The following is an 18,653-nucleotide window of genomic DNA, read 5'->3' as shown; positions in this document are numbered from 1 at the left end:
TGAGAAGAATGAGTTTCTTTAAAAAATTAAAAGAAAAAATTTCAAAACAAACAGATACTGTAACTGAAAAGTTTAAGCAAGGATTAGAAAAAACGAGAAATTCATTTGCCGATAAAGTAAATGATCTCGTGTTTCGTTATCGTAAAGTCGATGAAGATTTCTTTGAAGAATTAGAAGAAATTTTGATTGGTGCAGACGTTGGTGTTGCAACAGTAATGGAGCTTATCGATCAGTTGAAAGAAGAAGTGCAGCGTCGTAACATTCAAGATCCGAAAGAAGTACAAGCTGTTATTTCAGAGAAATTAGTAGGAATTTACAAAGGTGACGAAAAGTTTAGTAATGAAATTAATATGCAACAAGATCAATTAACAGTTATTTTATTTGTTGGGGTGAATGGTGTTGGGAAAACAACAACAATCGGTAAAATGGCTCATAAGTTTAAATCAGAAGGTAAGTCTGTCTTATTAGCAGCAGGGGATACATTCCGTGCTGGAGCGATTGAACAGTTAGAAGTATGGGGCGATCGTGTTGGTGTGGAAGTGATTAAGCAAGGATCGGGTTCTGACCCAGCAGCGGTTATGTATGACGCTGTACAAGCTGCAAAAGCTCGTAAAGTAGATGTGCTATTATGTGATACAGCAGGGCGTCTGCAAAATAAAGTAAATTTAATGAAAGAGTTAGAAAAGGTAAAACGTGTTATTGAACGCGAAGTTCCTGGTGCTCCTCATGAAGTTTTACTTGTTATTGATGCAACGACGGGACAAAATGGTTTAAGTCAAGCGAAGACATTCCGCGAAGCAACGAACGTTTCAGGTATTGTATTAACAAAATTAGATGGAACTGCTAAAGGTGGTATTGTACTAGCGATTCGTAATGAAATGGACGTACCAGTGAAATTTGTTGGACTAGGGGAGCAAATGGACGACCTGCAGCAATTTGATCCGGAACAATATGTATATGGTTTATTTGCAAATTTAGTAGAAACAGAAGAGGCATAAAGTGAAAGAAGCGGTATTTCCGCTTCTTTTTTATAAAAAATATAGGATGTTAAGAAAAAAACTTGACACTCTTTTAGACTCCATGTAAACTAATTCATGTAAAGGGAAATCACTTAACAAAGGATGATCCAACATGCTCGAAAAAACAACGAGAATGAATTATTTATTTGATTTTTATCAATCGTTGTTAACGCAAAAACAAAGAAGTTATATGTCGCTTTATTATTTAGATGATTTATCTCTTGGTGAAATTGCGGAAGAATTTGATGTAAGTCGCCAAGCCGTGTATGATAACATTAAACGGACTGAAGCGATGCTTGAAGAATATGAAGAAAAATTAGTATTACTTCAAAAGTTTCAAGAGCGACAGCGACTTGTTGCAAAGCTAAAACAGCTAATCAGCGAAGAAGAGCATGTAAATAAAGAAATGAAACAAGTTGTTGAAGCTATCGAAAAATTAGATTAGGAGGGCGGCAATATGGCATTTGAAGGATTAGCCGACCGACTTCAACAGACGATGCAAAAAATCCGCGGCAAAGGAAAAGTTTCTGAAGCCGATGTAAAAGAAATGATGAGAGAAGTTCGTCTTGCTCTTTTAGAAGCGGATGTTAACTTTAAAGTAGTAAAAGATTTTGTAAAGCGTGTGTCTGAGCGTGCTGTCGGACAAGATGTAATGAAGAGTTTGACACCTGGGCAACAAGTAATTAAGGTTGTACAGGAAGAACTGACAGAGCTTATGGGCGGAGAGCAGAGTAAAATTGCTGTCGCAAATAAGCCGCCAACTGTTATTATGATGGTTGGACTTCAAGGGGCTGGTAAAACAACAACAACAGGTAAACTTGCGAATTTGCTTCGTAAAAAGCATAATCGTAAACCGATGCTTGTTGCGGCTGATATTTATCGTCCTGCAGCAATTAAACAGCTTGAAACATTAGGGAAGCAATTGGACATGCCTGTTTTCTCATTAGGGGATCAAGTAAGTCCAGTTGAAATTGCGAAACAAGCGATTGCCAAAGCAAAAGAAGATCATCATGATTATGTTTTAATTGATACAGCAGGTCGTCTGCATATCGATGAAGAACTAATGGATGAGCTAGCGAAAGTGAAAGAAGTTGCGAAACCGGATGAAATTTTCCTAGTTGTCGATGCGATGACAGGGCAAGATGCGGTCAATGTTGCACAAAGCTTCCATGAACAGTTAGGATTAACTGGTGTTGTTTTAACGAAATTAGATGGTGATACGCGCGGTGGTGCAGCACTATCTATTAAAGCAGTAACAAACACGCCAATTAAATTTGCTGGTATGGGTGAGAAGTTAGATGCGATTGAAGCATTCCATCCTGAACGCATGGCATCTCGTATTTTAGGGATGGGTGACGTTCTCACATTAATTGAAAAAGCGCAAGCTACAGTTGATGAAGAAAAAGCAAAAGAACTTGAGCAAAAAATGCGTACGCTTTCGTTTACGCTTGATGATTTCCTAGAGCAACTTGGACAAGTGCGCCAACTTGGACCGCTTGATGAATTGCTAGGAATGCTTCCTGGTGCAAATAAAATTAAAGGGCTGAAAAATGCACAAGTTGATGAAAAACAAATTGGGCATATTGAGGCAATTATTCGTTCTATGACAAAAATAGAGCGAGAACAACCGGAAATAATCAATGCTAGTCGTAAAAAACGCATTGCTAAAGGTAGCGGTACAACCGTACAAGAAATCAATCGTCTCCTGAAACAGTTTGAAGATATGAAAAAAATGATGAAGACGATGACAGGCATGCAAAAAGGTAAGAAAAAAGGACTAGGTGGATTGAAGTTTCCATTTATGTAAGGAAAAAAGATGGCTCTGTTAAGAAAAAATACTTTACAAAGCAATAGTCTTTTTGCTAATATAATTATCTGTGTGAAATAAATTCGGAGGTGCTTTATAAAATGGCAGTTAAAATTCGTTTAAAACGTATGGGAGCTAAAAAAACTCCTTTCTATCGTGTAGTTGTTGCAGATTCTCGTTCTCCTCGTGACGGACGTTTCATTGAGGAAATCGGTACTTACAATCCGGTTGCTCAACCAGCTGAAGTGAAAATCAACGAAGAAGCAGCATTAAAATGGTTAGGAAACGGTGCAAAACCATCTGATACAGTTCGTAACCTTTTCTCTACTCAAGGTATCATGGAGAAATTCCACTTATCTAAACAAGGTAAGTAATTGAGACAATGGCTATGAAAGAGTTAATCGAAACGATTGTCAAGCCACTTGTGGATCATCCTGAAGATGTAAAAGTTACACAGGAACTTTGCAACGGAGAGATAAAATATCGATTAACTGTACATCCTGAGGATGTTGGAAAAGTCATTGGAAAGCAGGGGCGGGTTGCAAAAGCGATTCGGATGCTCTTGTATTCAGTGGGACATCATAATCATGAAAAAGTTACACTGGAAATTCAATAAATGTTAAAAGGGCGAGGATCTGTTCCTCTCCCTTTTTTAACATTTTAAGAGAAGTTGCATGTTCCATATATGGAATGGAGATGCTTAAAATATATAGAAAACAGGGGTGACATGCTGTTTATGACAAAATGGTTTAACGTAGGAAAAATTGTAAATACTCATGGTGTAAGAGGAGAAATTCGTGTCATTTCTCGTACTGATTTTCCAGAAGAGCGATATAAGGTAGGAAATACACTATACATATGGAGTGATAAAGGGACAGAACCGCTTCCAGTAAAAATCACTTCTCATCGTCAACATAAAACATTCGATTTATTGACATTCGAAGGATATGGGAATGTAGATGAAGTAGAGAAGTTTAAGGGCTCTTTATTAAAAGTGCCAGAAGAACAATTGGGTGAACTTGCTGAAGGTGAGTATTATTACCATGAAATTATTGGTTGTAACGTTGTAACAGAGGATGGAGAGGCGTTAGGTACGATAAAAGAGATTCTATCTCCTGGCGCAAATGATGTATGGGTAATTAAGCGTCCAAAAGGGCAAGATCTTTTAATTCCATACATTGATGACGTTGTGCTACAAGTTAACGTCGAAAATAAATTAGTAACCATTCATGTAATGGAAGGATTGCTATAATGAAAATTGATATTTTAACATTATTTCCAGAGATGTTCACTGGTGTGTTTGGATCTTCGATTTTAAAAAAAGCGCAAGAAAAAGAGGCAGTAAACCTTAGAGTTGTAAATTTTCGTGATTATACAACAAGTAAGCATAACAGTGTAGATGATTACCCATACGGCGGTGGGGCTGGTATGGTGTTGACGCCGCAACCTATCTTTGATGCGGTGGAAGATTTAACGAAAGAAACCGAACGGAAACCAAGAGTTGTATTAATGTGTCCACAAGGTGAAAGATTTACGCAGAAAAAAGCGGAGGAGTTAGCACAGGAAGAACATATCATCTTTGTGTGTGGTCATTACGAAGGGTATGACGAACGAATTCGTAAGCATCTTGTCACAGATGAGATTTCAATTGGTGACTACGTGTTAACAGGTGGAGAATTAGCTTCAATGGTCGTAACGGATAGTGTAGTGCGTCTGTTACCAGGAGTACTTGGAAATCAAAATTCACAAGTGGAAGATTCTTTTAGCACAGGGCTATTAGAGCATCCACACTACACGCGTCCTGCTGATTTTCGTGGTATGAAAGTACCGGATGTACTAATGTCAGGCAATCATAAGCATATCGAAGAGTGGCGGCATAAGGAATCGTTGCGCCGCACATATACGCGTAGACCAGATTTACTTGAAGAACGCGAGTTATCCAAGCAAGAAACAAAATGGCTTGAGCAGATTAAAGAAGAACAATAACAACTTCATATATTTTCTATTGCAACAGGCCTAGCAATATGCTATTATAACATTTGTGCTACTGAAAGCAGTAGCCGTATTAACGATGTTCCGCTGTAATTTATTAATGACTTTATAAGAGCATCTGTTTAAAGGAGAGAATTGAATATGCAACAATTAATCGCAGAAATTACAAAAGGCCAATTAAAAACTGACCTACCTTCATTCCGTCCTGGTGACACTTTACGCGTACACGTAAAAGTAGTTGAGGGTACTCGTGAGAGAATTCAGCTTTTTGAAGGTGTTGTAATTAAACGTCGTGGTGGCGGAATTAGTGAAACATTCACAGTTCGTAAGATTTCTTACGGTGTAGGTGTTGAGCGTACATTCCCAGTTCACACACCAAGAATCGCGAAAATCGAAGTACTTCGCCGTGGTAAAGTACGTCGTGCTAAGTTATACTACTTACGTAACCTTCGCGGTAAAAAAGCACGTATTAAAGAAATTCGATAAGACATGTATGGGAGCTTGTAATTGCACAAGCTCCCTTTTTCCAATCTATATGAAATTTTGATATAATACGGACAGCTTACATAATTGTGGAGGGGAAATGCATGGAAAAAGAGAAGAGTTCGCTTTGGGAATGGATCAAAGCAATTTTGATTGCTGTTGTATTGGCGGGTGTCATTAGACAGTTTTTCTTTGCACCCATTCTTGTAGATGGTGTATCAATGGCACCTACACTACATGACCGTGATCGAATGATCGTCAATAAAATTGGTTATCACATTGGAGAGCCGAAACGTTTTGATATAATCGTATTCCGAGCAACAGAAGAAAAAGATTATATTAAGCGTGTTATCGGCCTGCCAGGCGATGAAGTGGAATATCGGAATGATACACTCTATATTAACGGAAAGCCTTACGAGGAGCCGTATTTAGACAAACAGAAAAAGCAACTTACTGATGGATTGCTTACTTATGATTTTAAGTTTGAAAGTAGTACAGGTAAAACAACTGTTCCAGAAGGTGAGTTGTTTGTATTAGGTGACAACCGTCCTCAGAGTAAAGACAGTCGTGTTATTGGAACGATTCCAATGGACAGAGTAATTGGAAAAGCAAATATGTTATATTGGCCATTAAAAGATGCACGTATTGTGAAATAAATGAAAAAAAGAAGGTGGCAACATGGTAATTCAATGGTTCCCAGGGCATATGGCAAAAGCGAGGCGCCAAGTAACAGAAAAGTTAAAATTAATCGATGTTGTAATTGAGCTTGTAGACGCTCGTTTACCTTTATCATCCCGAAATCCGATGATCGATGAGATTATTACACATAAACCGAGATTGGTTGTTTTAAATAAAGCTGATATGGCAGATGATCGCTTAACGAAGCAATGGATCGCTTATTTTGAAGAGAAGGGTCATAAAGCGATTTCGATCAATGCACAAGCTGGACAAGGTATGAAGGAAATTACAGCTGCATGTAAAGTACTTGTAAAAGAAAAATTTGATAAAATGATTGCAAAAGGGATTAGACCGAGAGCGATTCGTGCATTAATTGTTGGAATTCCGAACGTTGGGAAATCTACATTAATTAATAAGTTAGCAAAGAAAAACATTGCAAAAACGGGTGATCGACCAGGTGTTACAACAGCTCAACAATGGATTAAAGTAGGTAAGGAAATGGAGTTGTTAGATACACCGGGTATTTTATGGCCGAAATTTGAAGATGAATTAGTAGGACTTCGCCTTGCAACGACCGGTGCAATTAAAGATTCTATTTTAAATTTACAGGATGTAGCAGTTTATGCACTTCGTTTTATGGAGAAACATTATCCAGAACGTTTGCAAGAGCGTTATAAATTAGAGGTAATCCCAGAAGATATCGTAGAATTTTTTGATGCGATTGGAAGGAACAGAGGCTGCTTAATGGGCGGCGGAATGATTGATTATGATAAAACATCAGAACTTGTTCTTCGAGAACTTCGAGGTGGCAAACTTGGAAAAATGACATTTGAAACACCAGAAGAATTTGTAGAAGAAGTATAAGACGTGCGTTTGTGCGTCTTTTCTTTTTGGTAATGTTTAAAAGGAGTGTACACTGATGCAAAAAGTTACGATACAAGAAGCGGAATGTTTACTACAAGAAATTACGAATGAAGAAGATGAACGTTTTCAAATGTTGACGAAAGATGAGCGAAAAGGTGTTCAAAAATTAATTTTGAAGTGGTATAAACAAAAAGAGTTAGCACAAAAGGAAAAAGAAAAATTTTTAGAGATGTCAAAGTATGAAAAAGCGTTACGTGAAAAAGGGCTGGCATACATTGCTGGTATCGATGAAGTGGGGAGAGGACCTTTAGCAGGACCTGTTGTAACGGCTGCTGTGGTCCTTCCAGAAGATTTTTATATTCCAGGGTTAAATGACTCGAAAAAACTAAGTGAAGCGAAACGCGAGCGTTTCTATGATGAAATTAATGCGAAAGCGATTGCGATTGGTGTTGGAATTATTTCACCACAAGTTATTGATGAAATAAATATTTATCAAGCGACGAAACGAGCGATGTTAGATGCAATTGCGAATCTATCATGTACACCAGAACATTTATTGATTGATGCAATGAAACTCCCTTCTCCAATTCCGCAGACATCTATTGTTAAAGGAGATACAAAAAGTATTTCCATCTCAGCTGCCTCTATTATTGCGAAAGTTACGCGTGATCGCATGATGAAGGAACTAGGTAAAGAACATCCAGAATATGGTTTTGAACAGCATATGGGTTATGGGACAAAACAACATTTGCAAGCAATTGAGACATATGGTGTGTTAGAGGAGCACCGAAAAACATTTGCACCAATTAAAGATATGATTTAAAAAAGGCTGTGAATCCACAGCCTTTTTTTTATTTTCGTATATTAACATTACTATTTTTAAAAAAGAATAAAGCGATTTCAGTTTTCTGACACTTTATTGTAGACAGCGTGCCAATCATTTTATACAATGGCAATGTAGTGTTTTTTAAACATTAAAAAACTTTTTGAGTAAAACAGGAAGATAGGGGAGGATGGGACCATGAATATCCATGAGTACCAAGGTAAGGCAGTCCTTAGAAGCTATGGGGTTAGCGTTCCGAACGGGAAGGTTGCATTTACAGTAGAAGAGGCTGTAGAAGCAGCGAAAGAATTAGGAACGGATGTATGTGTAGTAAAAGCGCAAATTCACGCTGGTGGACGCGGCAAAGCTGGCGGTGTAAAAGTTGCGAAAAATTTAGAAGAAGTTCGTACATATGCGGAAAGTATTTTAGGTACTACGCTTGTTACGCATCAAACAGGTCCTGAAGGTAAGGAAGTAAAACGCTTACTTATCGAAGAAGGTTGCGATATTAAAAAAGAATATTATGTTGGTCTAGTTTTAGATCGTGCAACTTCTCAAGTTGTTTTAATGGCTTCTGAAGAAGGCGGAACAGAAATTGAAGAAGTAGCAGAAAAAACACCAGAAAAAATCTTTAAAGAATATATTGATCCAGCAGTAGGTCTGCAAGGTTTCCAAGCACGCCGCATTGCATTTAACATCAATATTCCAAACGAGCTTGTAGGACAAGCTGTAAAGTTTATGATGGGCTTATACCGTGCTTATATCGAAAAAGATTGCTCTATTGCAGAAATTAATCCACTTGTTACAACTGGTGACGGGAAAGTTATGGCATTAGACGCAAAATTAAACTTTGATTCAAATGCATTATATCGTCATAAAGATATTTTAGAACTTCGTGATCTTGAAGAAGAAGATCCGAAAGAAATTGAAGCTTCTAAATATGACTTAAACTATATTCCTTTAGATGGAAATATTGGTTGTATGGTAAATGGTGCAGGATTAGCAATGGCAACAATGGATATCATTAAACATTACCATGGTGATCCAGCTAACTTCCTAGATGTTGGTGGCGGTGCTACAGCTGAAAAAGTTACAGAAGCATTTAAAATTATTCTTTCTGACAAAAATGTAAAAGGTATTTTTGTTAACATTTTTGGTGGCATTATGAAATGTGATGTTATTGCAGAAGGTGTTATTGAAGCGACAAAACAAGTAGGCCTTGAGTTACCACTTGTTGTTCGTCTTGAAGGTACAAACGTTGAGTTAGGTAAGAAAATTTTAAATGAGTCTGGTTTAAATATCGTTGCAGCAGAATCTATGGCAGACGGTGCACAAAAAATTGTTTCACTAGTGGGCTAATAGAAAGCGGGGGAGAAAAATGAGCGTATTAGTTAATAAAGATACAAAAGTTATTGTACAAGGTATTACTGGTTCACAAGGATTATTCCATACAAAACAAATGATTGAATACGGTACGAAAATTGTCGGTGGTGTAACACCTGGTAAAGGCGGCACTGAAATTGAAGGTGTACCTGTCTTTAATACGGTAGAAGATGCTGTAAAAGCAACAGGTGCAAATGCTTCAGTTGTGTACGTTCCACCCGCTTTTGCGGCTGATGCAATTATGGAAGCAGTTGATGCAGAGATTGACTTAGTAGTATGTATTACAGAAGGAATCCCTGTATTAGATATGGTTAAAGTTAAGAAGTATATGACAGGTAAACAGACACGTTTACTTGGACCAAACTGCCCAGGTGTTATTACACCAGATGAATGTAAGATTGGTATTATGCCAGGATATATTCATAAAAAAGGTCATGTAGGTATTGTATCTCGATCTGGTACATTAACGTACGAAGCTGTACATCAATTAACACAAGAAGGTATTGGTCAATCTACTGCGGTAGGTATCGGTGGCGACCCTGTTAATGGTACAGACTTTATTGATGCGTTAAAAGCTTTTAATGAAGACGAAGAAACACATGCTGTCATTATGATTGGTGAAATTGGCGGAACAGCAGAAGAAGAAGCTGCTGAGTGGGTAAAAGCAAATATGACAAAACCTGTTGTTGGGTTTATCGGTGGTCAAACAGCGCCTGCAGGAAAACGTATGGGCCATGCTGGTGCGATTATTTCTGGCGGTAAAGGTACAGCTGCTGAAAAAATTAAAACAATGGAAGCTTGTGGTATTAAAGTTGCTGAAACACCAGCTGTTATGGGCGAAACTTTAATCTCTGTTTTAAAAGAAAAGGGATTATTTGAAACTTGTAAAAACTATTAATCTTTTCGAAAGACACCTTCGTGCTAGAGGGTGTCTTTTTACGCTTTTTTCTGTTTACATAATAAAAATTATGGGTAAGGAGAATGGTTATGAGAAGGGAACGATTGCTCCATCTTCATTACATGTTAGCAGATTATTGGAAAGCGTTGACTCGCTTAGTGCATATAGATCCAAAGATAAAAAAACTATACAATTTTAGTTCAGTAGAATTTGAAAAATATGCTGGACTGACTTCGAAAAAATCTTCTGAATTAGTTAGCTTCTTACAAACATCTATCCCCGCACAATGTACGCGTCATTTAGAAGAAAAGGGTATTTTTTATGTCACAATATGGGATGATGACTATCCAGAATTATTACGTGAAATATCAGATCCGCCTTTCGTGTTATATGGAAAGGGAAAGAGAAGTTTATTAGGAGAAATAAATAAATTTGCAGTAGTCGGAACAAGAAAACCTTCTTTATACGGGCAGGAAAGCATACAATCTATTTTACAACCGCTAATAGATAAAGAGTGGCTAATTGTAAGTGGTTTTGCAAATGGAATTGATACAATTGCTCACCAAATCGCAGTGGGGCAACGTAGCCCTACTATTGCTGTCTTAGGGCATGGATTGCAGTATATGTACCCAAAAGAGAATTGCCGTTTTTATGAAATATGGAAGAATGATGTACTGTTATTAACAGAATATCCGCCGCATTATCCGCCTAGAAAATGGTACTTTCCAAAGCGAAATCGAATTATCAGTGGCCTCTGTAAAGGGGTTCTAGTAGTGGAAGCGAAATCAAAGAGTGGCTCGCTCATTACTGCAGATCTTGCCCTAGAACAAAATAGGGAGGTATTTGCTTTGCCAGGCCCTATTTTTATAGAAAGTGCAGCAGGAACAAATCATCTCATAAAGCAAGGAGCGAAACTTGTTCAAAAAGCAGAAGATATTCTCGAAGAATTTTTAAATTAACCGTATATTTTTATGTTTTTATTAAACAATTATTGACAAATGGTAGAAAGGCACTGTATGTTATACTCATTCTTGATTGACAAAAACAAGAGAAATCACTAAGATTAATGAAGACTTGAATCCACCTCTTAAGGAGGCACTAGCATGTCAGATTACCTCGTAATCGTGGAGTCGCCTTCTAAGGCGAAAACCATTGAGAAATATTTAGGGAAAAAATACAAAGTCGTCGCGTCTATGGGACATGTTCGCGATTTACCTAAAAGTCAAATGGGGATAGAAGTAAAAAATAACTTCACCCCGAAGTATATTACCATTCGTGGTAAAGGTCCCGTCTTAAAAGATTTAAAATCTGCAGCAAAAAAAGCAAAAAAAGTCTATCTCGCGGCCGATCCAGACCGCGAAGGAGAAGCAATTGCTTGGCATTTAGCGAATACGCTAAATGTAGATATTGAATCAGATTGCCGAGTTGTATTTAATGAAATTACAAAAGATGCGATTAAAGAGTCATTTAAGCATCCTCGTGCAATTAATATGGATTTAGTAGATGCGCAGCAAGCAAGACGGATACTGGATCGTCTTGTTGGTTATAATATTAGTCCTTTATTATGGAAGAAAGTCAAAAAGGGATTAAGTGCAGGGCGCGTACAATCTGTAGCGGTTCGTTTAATTATTGATCGTGAAAAAGAAATTCAAAGTTTTATTCCGGAAGAGTTCTGGACAATTAAAACAGAATTTGTAAAAGGAAAAGACACATTTGAAGCATCTTTTTACGGTGTAAACGGAGAGAAAGTTCAATTAACAAATGAAGCTCAAGTGAAAGACATACTTGAAACAATGAAAGATAATTCGTTTTCAGTTGAAAATGTAGCGAAAAAAGAGCGGAAACGAAACCCTGCATTACCATTTACAACGTCTTCCCTGCAGCAAGAAGCTGCACGTAAATTAAATATGCGAGCGAAGAAAACAATGATGCTTGCACAGCAATTATACGAAGGAATAGATATTGGTAAACAGGGAACTGTAGGTCTTATTACGTATATGAGAACAGACTCAACTCGTATTTCAGAAACAGCTCAAGAAGAGGCGCGTTCTTACATTACTGAAGCATTTGGCTCGGAATACATAGGAACAGAGAAGAAGAAGGAAACGAAAAAAGCGAATGCACAAGATGCGCATGAAGCGATTCGTCCGACTTCTGTAATGAGGAAGCCAGAAGAACTGAAAAGTTTCTTAAGTCGTGATCAACATCGTTTGTACAAATTGATTTGGGAGCGATTTGTTGCAAGTCAAATGGCATCTGCTATAATGGATACTGTTACAGCTAAACTTATTAATAATAATGTTCAATTCCGTGCAAGTGGATCAGTAGTGAAATTCCCAGGGTTTATGAAAGTGTATGTAGAATCAAAAGATGATGGTGCGGAAGAAAAAGATAAAATGTTACCTCCTTTAGAAATAGGCGAAACCGTATTCTCAAAAGATATGGAACCAAAGCAGCATTTTACGCAGCCGCCACCACGCTATACAGAGGCTCGTTTAGTTCGAACGCTTGAAGAGCTTGGAATTGGGAGACCGTCTACTTACGTACCAACACTTGAAACGATTCAAAAGCGGGGATATGTTGCACTAGACAATAAGCGATTTGTTCCGACTGAACTTGGAGAAATTGTAATTGAACTCATTTTAGAGTTTTTCCCAGAAATTATTAACATTGAATTTACAGCCAATATGGAGCAAAATCTTGATGAAGTAGAAGCTGGAAAAGCAAACTGGGTGAAAATTGTTGACGATTTCTACGTAGGCTTTGAACCTCGCTTAGAAAAAGCGGAAAAGGAGATGCGTGAAGTCGAAATTAAAGATGAACCTGCCGGAGAAGATTGTGAATTGTGCGGTCATCCAATGGTCTTTAAAATGGGGAAATACGGGAAGTTTATGGCTTGTTCTAATTTTCCTGATTGTCGCAATACAAAACCGATTGTGAAAGAGATTGGTGTAACTTGTCCGAAATGTGATAAAGGGCAAATTATTGAACGCCGAAGTAATAAAAAGAAACGTCTTTTCTATGGATGTGGTACATATCCAGAATGCGACTTTGTATCTTGGGATAAACCGATTGGTCGAAAATGTCCGAAATGCGAAGGTATGCTCGTAGAGAAGAAATTGAAAAAAGGTGTTCAAGTACAGTGTATTTCTTGTGATTATGAAGAAGAACAACAAATGTGAGCGTAACTGCTCACATTTTTTTCGGGATAGAAAAGGATAGGTGATAAACATATGACAACACAAGTAGTAAACGTCATTGGCGCAGGTCTTGCAGGAAGTGAAGCAGCTTATCAAATTGCAAAACGTGGTGTCCAAGTAAAATTATATGAAATGAGACCAGTAAGACAAACGCCGGCTCATCACACCGATAAATTTGCTGAGTTAGTATGTAGTAACTCACTTCGTGCAAATACATTAACGAATGCAGTTGGTGTCATTAAAGAAGAAATGCGAAAAATGGATTCTGTAATTATTCGTGCCGCAGATGAATGTTCTGTACCAGCAGGAGGAGCATTGGCTGTAGATCGTCATGAATTCGCAGCAAAAGTAACAGAGTATGTGAAAAATCATCCAAACGTAACTGTGATGAACGAAGAAATGACAGAAATTCCAGAAGGACCAACTGTTATTGCGACAGGTCCACTCACATCTCCAGAACTTTCTGTACAGCTAAAAGAGTTAACGGGTGAAGATTATTTTTATTTCTATGATGCAGCTGCACCGATTGTAGAAAAAGAAAGTATCGATATGAACAAAGTGTATTTAAAATCTCGCTATGATAAAGGGGAAGCAGCTTATTTAAACTGTCCAATGACAGAAGAAGAGTTTGACCGCTTCTATGACGCTCTAATTGCTGCAGAGACAGTACCTTTGAAAGAATTTGAGAAAGAAGTGTTCTTTGAAGGGTGTATGCCTGTAGAAGTAATGGCGAGCCGTGGTAGACAGACATTGCTATTTGGACCGATGAAACCAGTGGGGTTAGAAGATCCGAAAACAGGTAAAACACCATACGCTGTTGTTCAATTACGTCAAGATGACGCGGCAGGAACGCTATATAATATTGTTGGCTTCCAAACACATTTAAAGTGGGGGCCTCAAAAAGAAGTGTTACAATTAATTCCAGGTCTTGAAAATGCAGAAATTGTACGCTACGGCGTAATGCATCGTAATACATTTATTAATTCACCGAAACTACTTCGCCCGACATACCAATATAAACATCGCGATGATCTATTCTTTGCGGGACAAATGACGGGTGTTGAAGGGTATGTAGAATCTGCAGCTTCAGGATTATTAGCAGGTATTAATGCAGCTCGTCTTGTAAAAGGAGAAGAGCCTGTTGTATTACCTCCTGTAACTGCAATGGGAAGTATGGCAAATTATATTACTGCAACAAATGCGAAGAACTTCCAACCGATGAATGCAAACTTTGGTTTATTTGTACCATTAGAAACAAAAATTAAGAAGAAACAAGAGCGAAATGAAGCGTACGCAACACGAGCTTTAGAAACAATTCAAAATTTTGTAAATATTTAGTTAAATTTCTTGCAAAGGCTACTGAGTTGTGATACGATTTAGTAGCCTTTATTGAGGTGAATTATGTGAATGTGAAGAAATTGTTACAATTATTCGTTGGATATTTACAAATTGAAAGAAATTATTCAAAATATACAATTGCAAGTTATCAAAATGATTTAGAACATTTCGTACAATTTATGGAACGAGAAGGTATATCCTCTTTTTTAGATGTTACATATGTAGATGTTCGTTTGTATTTAACGACGTTACACGATGAAAAGCTAGCCCGTAAATCTGTCGCAAGGAAAGTATCAAGCTTACGAAGCCTGTATCGTTTTCTGATGCGTGAAGGATATCGAGAAGATAATCCATTTGCACTTGCGTCACTCCCCAAAAAAGAATGGTCAATCCCAAAGTTTTTGTACGTTGAAGAATTGGAGAAATTGTTTGAAGTTTCTGATGTAAAAACACCACTCGGTCAAAGGAATCAAGCTTTATTAGAGCTTATGTATGCAACAGGGATTCGTGTAAGTGAATGTGTAAGCTTACAATTTACTGATATTGATTTTTCGGTAGGGACGATTCTAGTGACGGGGAAGGGGAAAAAACAAAGGTATATCCCGTTTGGAAGTTATGCACAAGATGCTTTAACTACTTATATAGAAAACGGGAGAAAACAGTTAGCTAAAAAAACAGAGGAACACTCTCAAATGGTGTTTTTAAATGCGAAAGGTGCGCCATTAACAGATCGAGGTGTGCGTTATATTTTAAATGATCTCATTAAGAAAGCGTCTCTTACAATGAAAATAAGTCCGCATATGTTAAGGCATACATTTGCTACGCATATGTTAGATGAAGGGGCAGATTTACGGACTGTGCAGGAGTTATTGGGTCATGAAAATTTATCAACGACACAAATTTATACACATGTATCAAAAGAAAGATTACGTTCTGTTTACATGAAGCATCATCCACGAGCATAAATTGCTTTTAAAGCTATAAAAACATATAAAGGAGTTTTTTCTATGGGAAATTTCCATGCTACAACGATATTTGCCATTCACCATAACGGAAATTGCGCTATGGCTGGCGATGGACAGGTGACATTTGGTAATGCTGTTGTGATGAAACATACAGCTCGCAAAGTTCGAAAGTTATTTCAAGGGAAGGTATTAGCTGGATTTGCAGGTTCCGTTGCAGATGCATTTACTCTTTTTGAAATGTTTGAAGGGAAATTAGAGGAGTATAATGGAAACCTACAACGTGCTGCAGTTGAAATGGCGAAACAATGGCGTGGGGATAAAATGCTACGTCAATTGGAAGCGATGCTAATCGTGATGGATCAAACAACATTACTCCTTGTTTCGGGAACAGGAGAAGTAATTGAACCGGATGATGGTATTTTAGCAATCGGTTCAGGTGGACATTATGCGCTTGCAGCTGGTCGAGCTTTAAAACAACATGCAAGTGACCATTTAACAGCGAAAGCAATTGCGAAAGCCAGTTTAGAAATTGCTGGTGACATTTGTGTATATACAAACCACAATATTATTGTGGAAGAATTGTAGAATCGTAAGGGAGGCATTTTATATGCATTTACATTTTACTCCGCGTCAAATTGTAGAAAAATTGGATCAATATATTATTGGACAAAAAGATGCAAAAAAAGCGGTTGCAGTAGCGCTTAGGAATCGATATCGCCGCAGTAAATTAGCAGAAAATTTACGCGATGAGATTGCTCCGAAGAACATTTTGATGATTGGACCGACAGGAGTCGGAAAGACAGAGGTAGCACGACGAATGGCGAAGCTCGTTGGAGCACCTTTTATTAAGGTTGAAGCAACGAAATTCACAGAGGTTGGATATGTGGGCCGAGATGTAGAATCTATGGTACGAGACCTTGTAGAAACTTCAGTTCGCATTGTCAAAGAAGAAATGGTTGTGAAAGTTCAAGATAAAGCTGAGGAACAAGCAAATCAACGACTTGTTGAAATTCTAGTGCCCAGTCCGCAAAAACAATCTGGGTTTAAAAATCCATTAGAAATGTTGTTTGGCGGAAGTCAAAATGCAAATCAGACATCTGAAACACATGATGATACAGAAATTGAAAAGAAGCGCCAAGAAGTTGAGAAGAAATTAGCGTCTGGATTACTTGAAGATGAAGTCGTATCGATTGAAGTGGCGGAACAACAGTCTTCTATGTTTGATATGTTACAAGGGACTGGTATGGAACAAATGGGGATGAATTTCCAAGATGCATTAGGAAGTTTTATGCCGAAAAAGACCAAAAAACGAAAACTTTCTGTAAAAGAAGCAAGAAAAGTCTTGACAAATGAGGAAGCACAGCGCTTAATTGATATGGATGAAGTTACACAAGAGGCTGTTTATCGTGCTGAACAGCTCGGGATTATTTTTATTGATGAAATTGACAAAATTGCTGGTAAGCAGTCGAATAGCGTGGATGTATCACGGGAAGGTGTGCAGCGTGACATCTTGCCAATCGTTGAAGGATCGAACGTTGCAACGAAATATGGATCAGTGAAAACAGATTATATTTTATTTGTCGCAGCTGGTGCCTTCCATATGTCCAAACCGTCTGATTTGATTCCAGAACTACAAGGAAGATTCCCAATTCGTGTGGAATTAACAAAGCTATCGGTAGATGATTTTGTTAAGATTCTTGTGGAACCTGATAATGCTTTAGTGAAACAATATATAGCATTATTAGCAACTGAAGGTATAGAAATTGAATTTTCTGACGATGCTATTCGTAAGATTGCTGAGATTGCTTATCAAGTTAATCAGGATACGGATAATATTGGAGCGAGAAGGCTTCATACTATTATGGAGAAACTTCTTGAAGATTTATCGTTTGAAGCATCTGAAATTACGTTAGAAAAAATAACGATAACACCTCAATATGTAGAGGAAAAATTAGCGACAATTGCTAAAAATAAAGATGTGAGCCAGTTTATTTTGTAATAGTGTCATCAGGTGACTCGCCCTAGTTTCCAAGTGATGAAAAAATATGTGAGTAACATGTAGGAGGAAGTTTAGAAATGGAATTATTAGCAAAAACGAGAAAATTAAATGCGTTATTACAGAGCGCAGCAGGAAAACCAGTAAACTTTAGAGAAATGTCAGATACAATGTGTGAAGTAATTGAAGCGAACGTATTCGTTGTAAGTCGTCGTGGTAAATTATTAGGATATGCAATTCACCAACAAATTGAAAATGAGCGTATGAAACAAATGCTTGCAGAGCGTCAATTCCCAGAAGAATATACACAAAGCTTATTCAATGTTACAGAAACATCTTCAAACTTAGATGTAAATAGTCAATTTACAGCATTCCCTGTGGAAAACAAAGAGTTATTCGGTCAAGGTTTGACTACAATTGTACCAATCGTTGGTGGTGGCGAGCGTCTAGGTACATTAGTGTTAGCTCGTCTTGGTCAAGAATTCTTAGATGACGATTTAATTCTTGCTGAGTATAGCTCAACTGTAGTAGGTATGGAAATCTTACGCGAAAAAGCGGAAGAAATTGAAGAAGAAGCGCGTAGTAAAGCAGTCGTTCAAATGGCAATTAGCTCGTTATCATACAGTGAGTTAGAAGCAATTGAGCACATTTTCGAAGAATTAAACGGAACAGAAGGTCTACTTGTTGCAAGTAAAATTGCTGATCGCGTTGGAATTACTCGTTCTGTAATCGTAAATGCACTTCGTAAATTAGAAAGTGCAGGCGTTATCGAATCTCGTTCTTTAGGTATGAAAGGAACGTATATTAAAGTATTAAACGACAAGTTTTTACATGAACTTGCTAAATTAAAAACAAACTAATTTTACAAAAAGCTCTCTTCATCATGAGGAGGGCTTTTTTATTTTTTAAATGTTGCATTTTAGTAGTGGAAGCCAGACGCTCCGTAAAAGCTTGGTGGTAAGGTTTTACTATCAGTGATGCTTAAGGTAGAGTAAGGACAATCATATTGGAAATGGACTTGAGAGAAGGGTAGTAAAATCATAATTAAAAAGAAAGTTTTACATTGTTCGCATTTTCGACTTGCTTGTAATATTTCATTATGGTATAGTAAGCAGTGGTGTCAGTACAAAGTACACACGTTTACTGATTTAAGTGTTGGTGCTACGTTTGTAGTTTCGCTTAGAGATGAAGTAAACGGAGGATATCA

At 37.6% G+C, this 18,653-nt stretch carries 20 protein-coding genes; all 20 read left to right on the top strand.

Translation table 11 applies throughout. From position 1 onward, the window contains the following. Positions 1–8 precede the first annotated feature (8 nt). Positions 9–998, top strand: a complete 990-nt coding sequence (gene ftsY, locus CN373_RS04010; RefSeq protein ID WP_000007645.1) for a signal recognition particle-docking protein FtsY — start codon at positions 9–11, stop codon at positions 996–998. A gap of 133 nt (positions 999–1,131) precedes the next feature. Then, entirely contained in the window at positions 1,132–1,464 is a 333-nt protein-coding gene (locus tag CN373_RS04005; protein ID WP_000891064.1) for a putative DNA-binding protein, read from the top strand. 12 nt (positions 1,465–1,476) lie between these two features. Continuing rightward, entirely contained in the window at positions 1,477–2,826 is a 1,350-nt protein-coding gene (ffh, locus tag CN373_RS04000) for a signal recognition particle protein (RefSeq protein ID WP_000863459.1), read from the top strand. Between the two features lie 101 nt (positions 2,827–2,927). Beyond that, positions 2,928–3,200: a 30S ribosomal protein S16 gene (gene rpsP / locus CN373_RS03995; protein WP_000268751.1), complete on the top strand. Its 273-nt coding sequence runs from the start codon at positions 2,928–2,930 to the stop codon at positions 3,198–3,200. A 14-nt stretch (positions 3,201–3,214) separates the two neighbouring features. Next, positions 3,215–3,442 (top strand): KH domain-containing protein, encoded by a 228-nt coding sequence (locus CN373_RS03990; RefSeq protein WP_033664774.1) that lies wholly within the window; start codon positions 3,215–3,217, stop codon positions 3,440–3,442. Positions 3,443–3,562: 120 nt separating this feature from the next. Further along, positions 3,563–4,078: a ribosome maturation factor RimM gene (gene rimM, locus CN373_RS03985; protein WP_000170283.1), complete on the top strand. Its 516-nt coding sequence runs from the start codon at positions 3,563–3,565 to the stop codon at positions 4,076–4,078. Continuing rightward, positions 4,078–4,812 carry a tRNA (guanosine(37)-N1)-methyltransferase TrmD gene (trmD, locus tag CN373_RS03980; RefSeq protein WP_000686941.1) on the top strand — a complete coding sequence of 245 codons (735 nt, stop codon included), beginning with the start codon at positions 4,078–4,080 and terminating at the stop codon, positions 4,810–4,812. Before rimM ends, trmD begins: the two co-directional genes overlap by 1 nt. A gap of 147 nt (positions 4,813–4,959) precedes the next feature. Continuing rightward, on the top strand, positions 4,960–5,304 hold the full coding sequence (gene rplS / locus CN373_RS03975; protein WP_001186516.1) for a 50S ribosomal protein L19: 345 nt from the start codon (positions 4,960–4,962) through the stop codon (positions 5,302–5,304). A gap of 101 nt (positions 5,305–5,405) precedes the next feature. Then, the gene (gene lepB, locus CN373_RS03970) at positions 5,406–5,957 is read left to right on the top strand and encodes a signal peptidase I (protein ID WP_000410022.1); all 552 of its coding nucleotides are present in this window, start codon (positions 5,406–5,408) and stop codon (positions 5,955–5,957) included. 22 nt (positions 5,958–5,979) lie between these two features. Next, positions 5,980–6,843, top strand: a complete 864-nt coding sequence (gene ylqF / locus CN373_RS03965; RefSeq protein ID WP_000236691.1) for a ribosome biogenesis GTPase YlqF — start codon at positions 5,980–5,982, stop codon at positions 6,841–6,843. 55 nt (positions 6,844–6,898) lie between these two features. Next, entirely contained in the window at positions 6,899–7,666 is a 768-nt protein-coding gene (locus CN373_RS03960; RefSeq protein WP_098358865.1) for a ribonuclease HII, read from the top strand. A gap of 198 nt (positions 7,667–7,864) precedes the next feature. Then, positions 7,865–9,025 carry an ADP-forming succinate--CoA ligase subunit beta gene (gene sucC / locus CN373_RS03955; protein WP_001020795.1) on the top strand — a complete coding sequence of 387 codons (1,161 nt, stop codon included), beginning with the start codon at positions 7,865–7,867 and terminating at the stop codon, positions 9,023–9,025. Between the two features lie 19 nt (positions 9,026–9,044). Beyond that, entirely contained in the window at positions 9,045–9,947 is a 903-nt protein-coding gene (sucD, locus tag CN373_RS03950; RefSeq protein WP_000115187.1) for a succinate--CoA ligase subunit alpha, read from the top strand. A gap of 89 nt (positions 9,948–10,036) precedes the next feature. Beyond that, entirely contained in the window at positions 10,037–10,906 is an 870-nt protein-coding gene (gene dprA, locus CN373_RS03945) for a DNA-processing protein DprA (RefSeq protein ID WP_001250751.1), read from the top strand. 144 nt (positions 10,907–11,050) lie between these two features. Further along, positions 11,051–13,129 carry a type I DNA topoisomerase gene (gene topA / locus CN373_RS03940; protein ID WP_001286951.1) on the top strand — a complete coding sequence of 693 codons (2,079 nt, stop codon included), beginning with the start codon at positions 11,051–11,053 and terminating at the stop codon, positions 13,127–13,129. Between the two features lie 51 nt (positions 13,130–13,180). Beyond that, positions 13,181–14,485 (top strand): FADH(2)-oxidizing methylenetetrahydrofolate--tRNA-(uracil(54)-C(5))-methyltransferase TrmFO, encoded by a 1,305-nt coding sequence (trmFO, locus tag CN373_RS03935; protein ID WP_000211995.1) that lies wholly within the window; start codon positions 13,181–13,183, stop codon positions 14,483–14,485. A 65-nt stretch (positions 14,486–14,550) separates the two neighbouring features. After that, entirely contained in the window at positions 14,551–15,450 is a 900-nt protein-coding gene (gene xerC, locus CN373_RS03930; RefSeq protein ID WP_001101250.1) for a tyrosine recombinase XerC, read from the top strand. A gap of 42 nt (positions 15,451–15,492) precedes the next feature. Then, positions 15,493–16,035, top strand: coding sequence for an ATP-dependent protease proteolytic subunit HslV (gene hslV, locus CN373_RS03925; protein WP_000526268.1), 543 nt, complete (start codon positions 15,493–15,495; stop codon positions 16,033–16,035). Positions 16,036–16,057: 22 nt separating this feature from the next. Further along, positions 16,058–17,449 carry an ATP-dependent protease ATPase subunit HslU gene (gene hslU / locus CN373_RS03920; protein WP_000550090.1) on the top strand — a complete coding sequence of 464 codons (1,392 nt, stop codon included), beginning with the start codon at positions 16,058–16,060 and terminating at the stop codon, positions 17,447–17,449. A 77-nt stretch (positions 17,450–17,526) separates the two neighbouring features. Next, positions 17,527–18,306: a GTP-sensing pleiotropic transcriptional regulator CodY gene (gene codY / locus CN373_RS03915; protein ID WP_000421292.1), complete on the top strand. Its 780-nt coding sequence runs from the start codon at positions 17,527–17,529 to the stop codon at positions 18,304–18,306. Positions 18,307–18,653: the final 347 nt, after the last annotated feature.

Source organism: Bacillus cereus (assembly GCF_002561295.1).
In the GTDB taxonomy this organism is placed as follows: Bacteria; Bacillota; Bacilli; order Bacillales; family Bacillaceae_G; genus Bacillus_A; species Bacillus_A cereus_S.
Note: the sequence above shows the minus strand (reverse complement) of the source record. Positions and strands in the feature narration are given on the sequence as shown.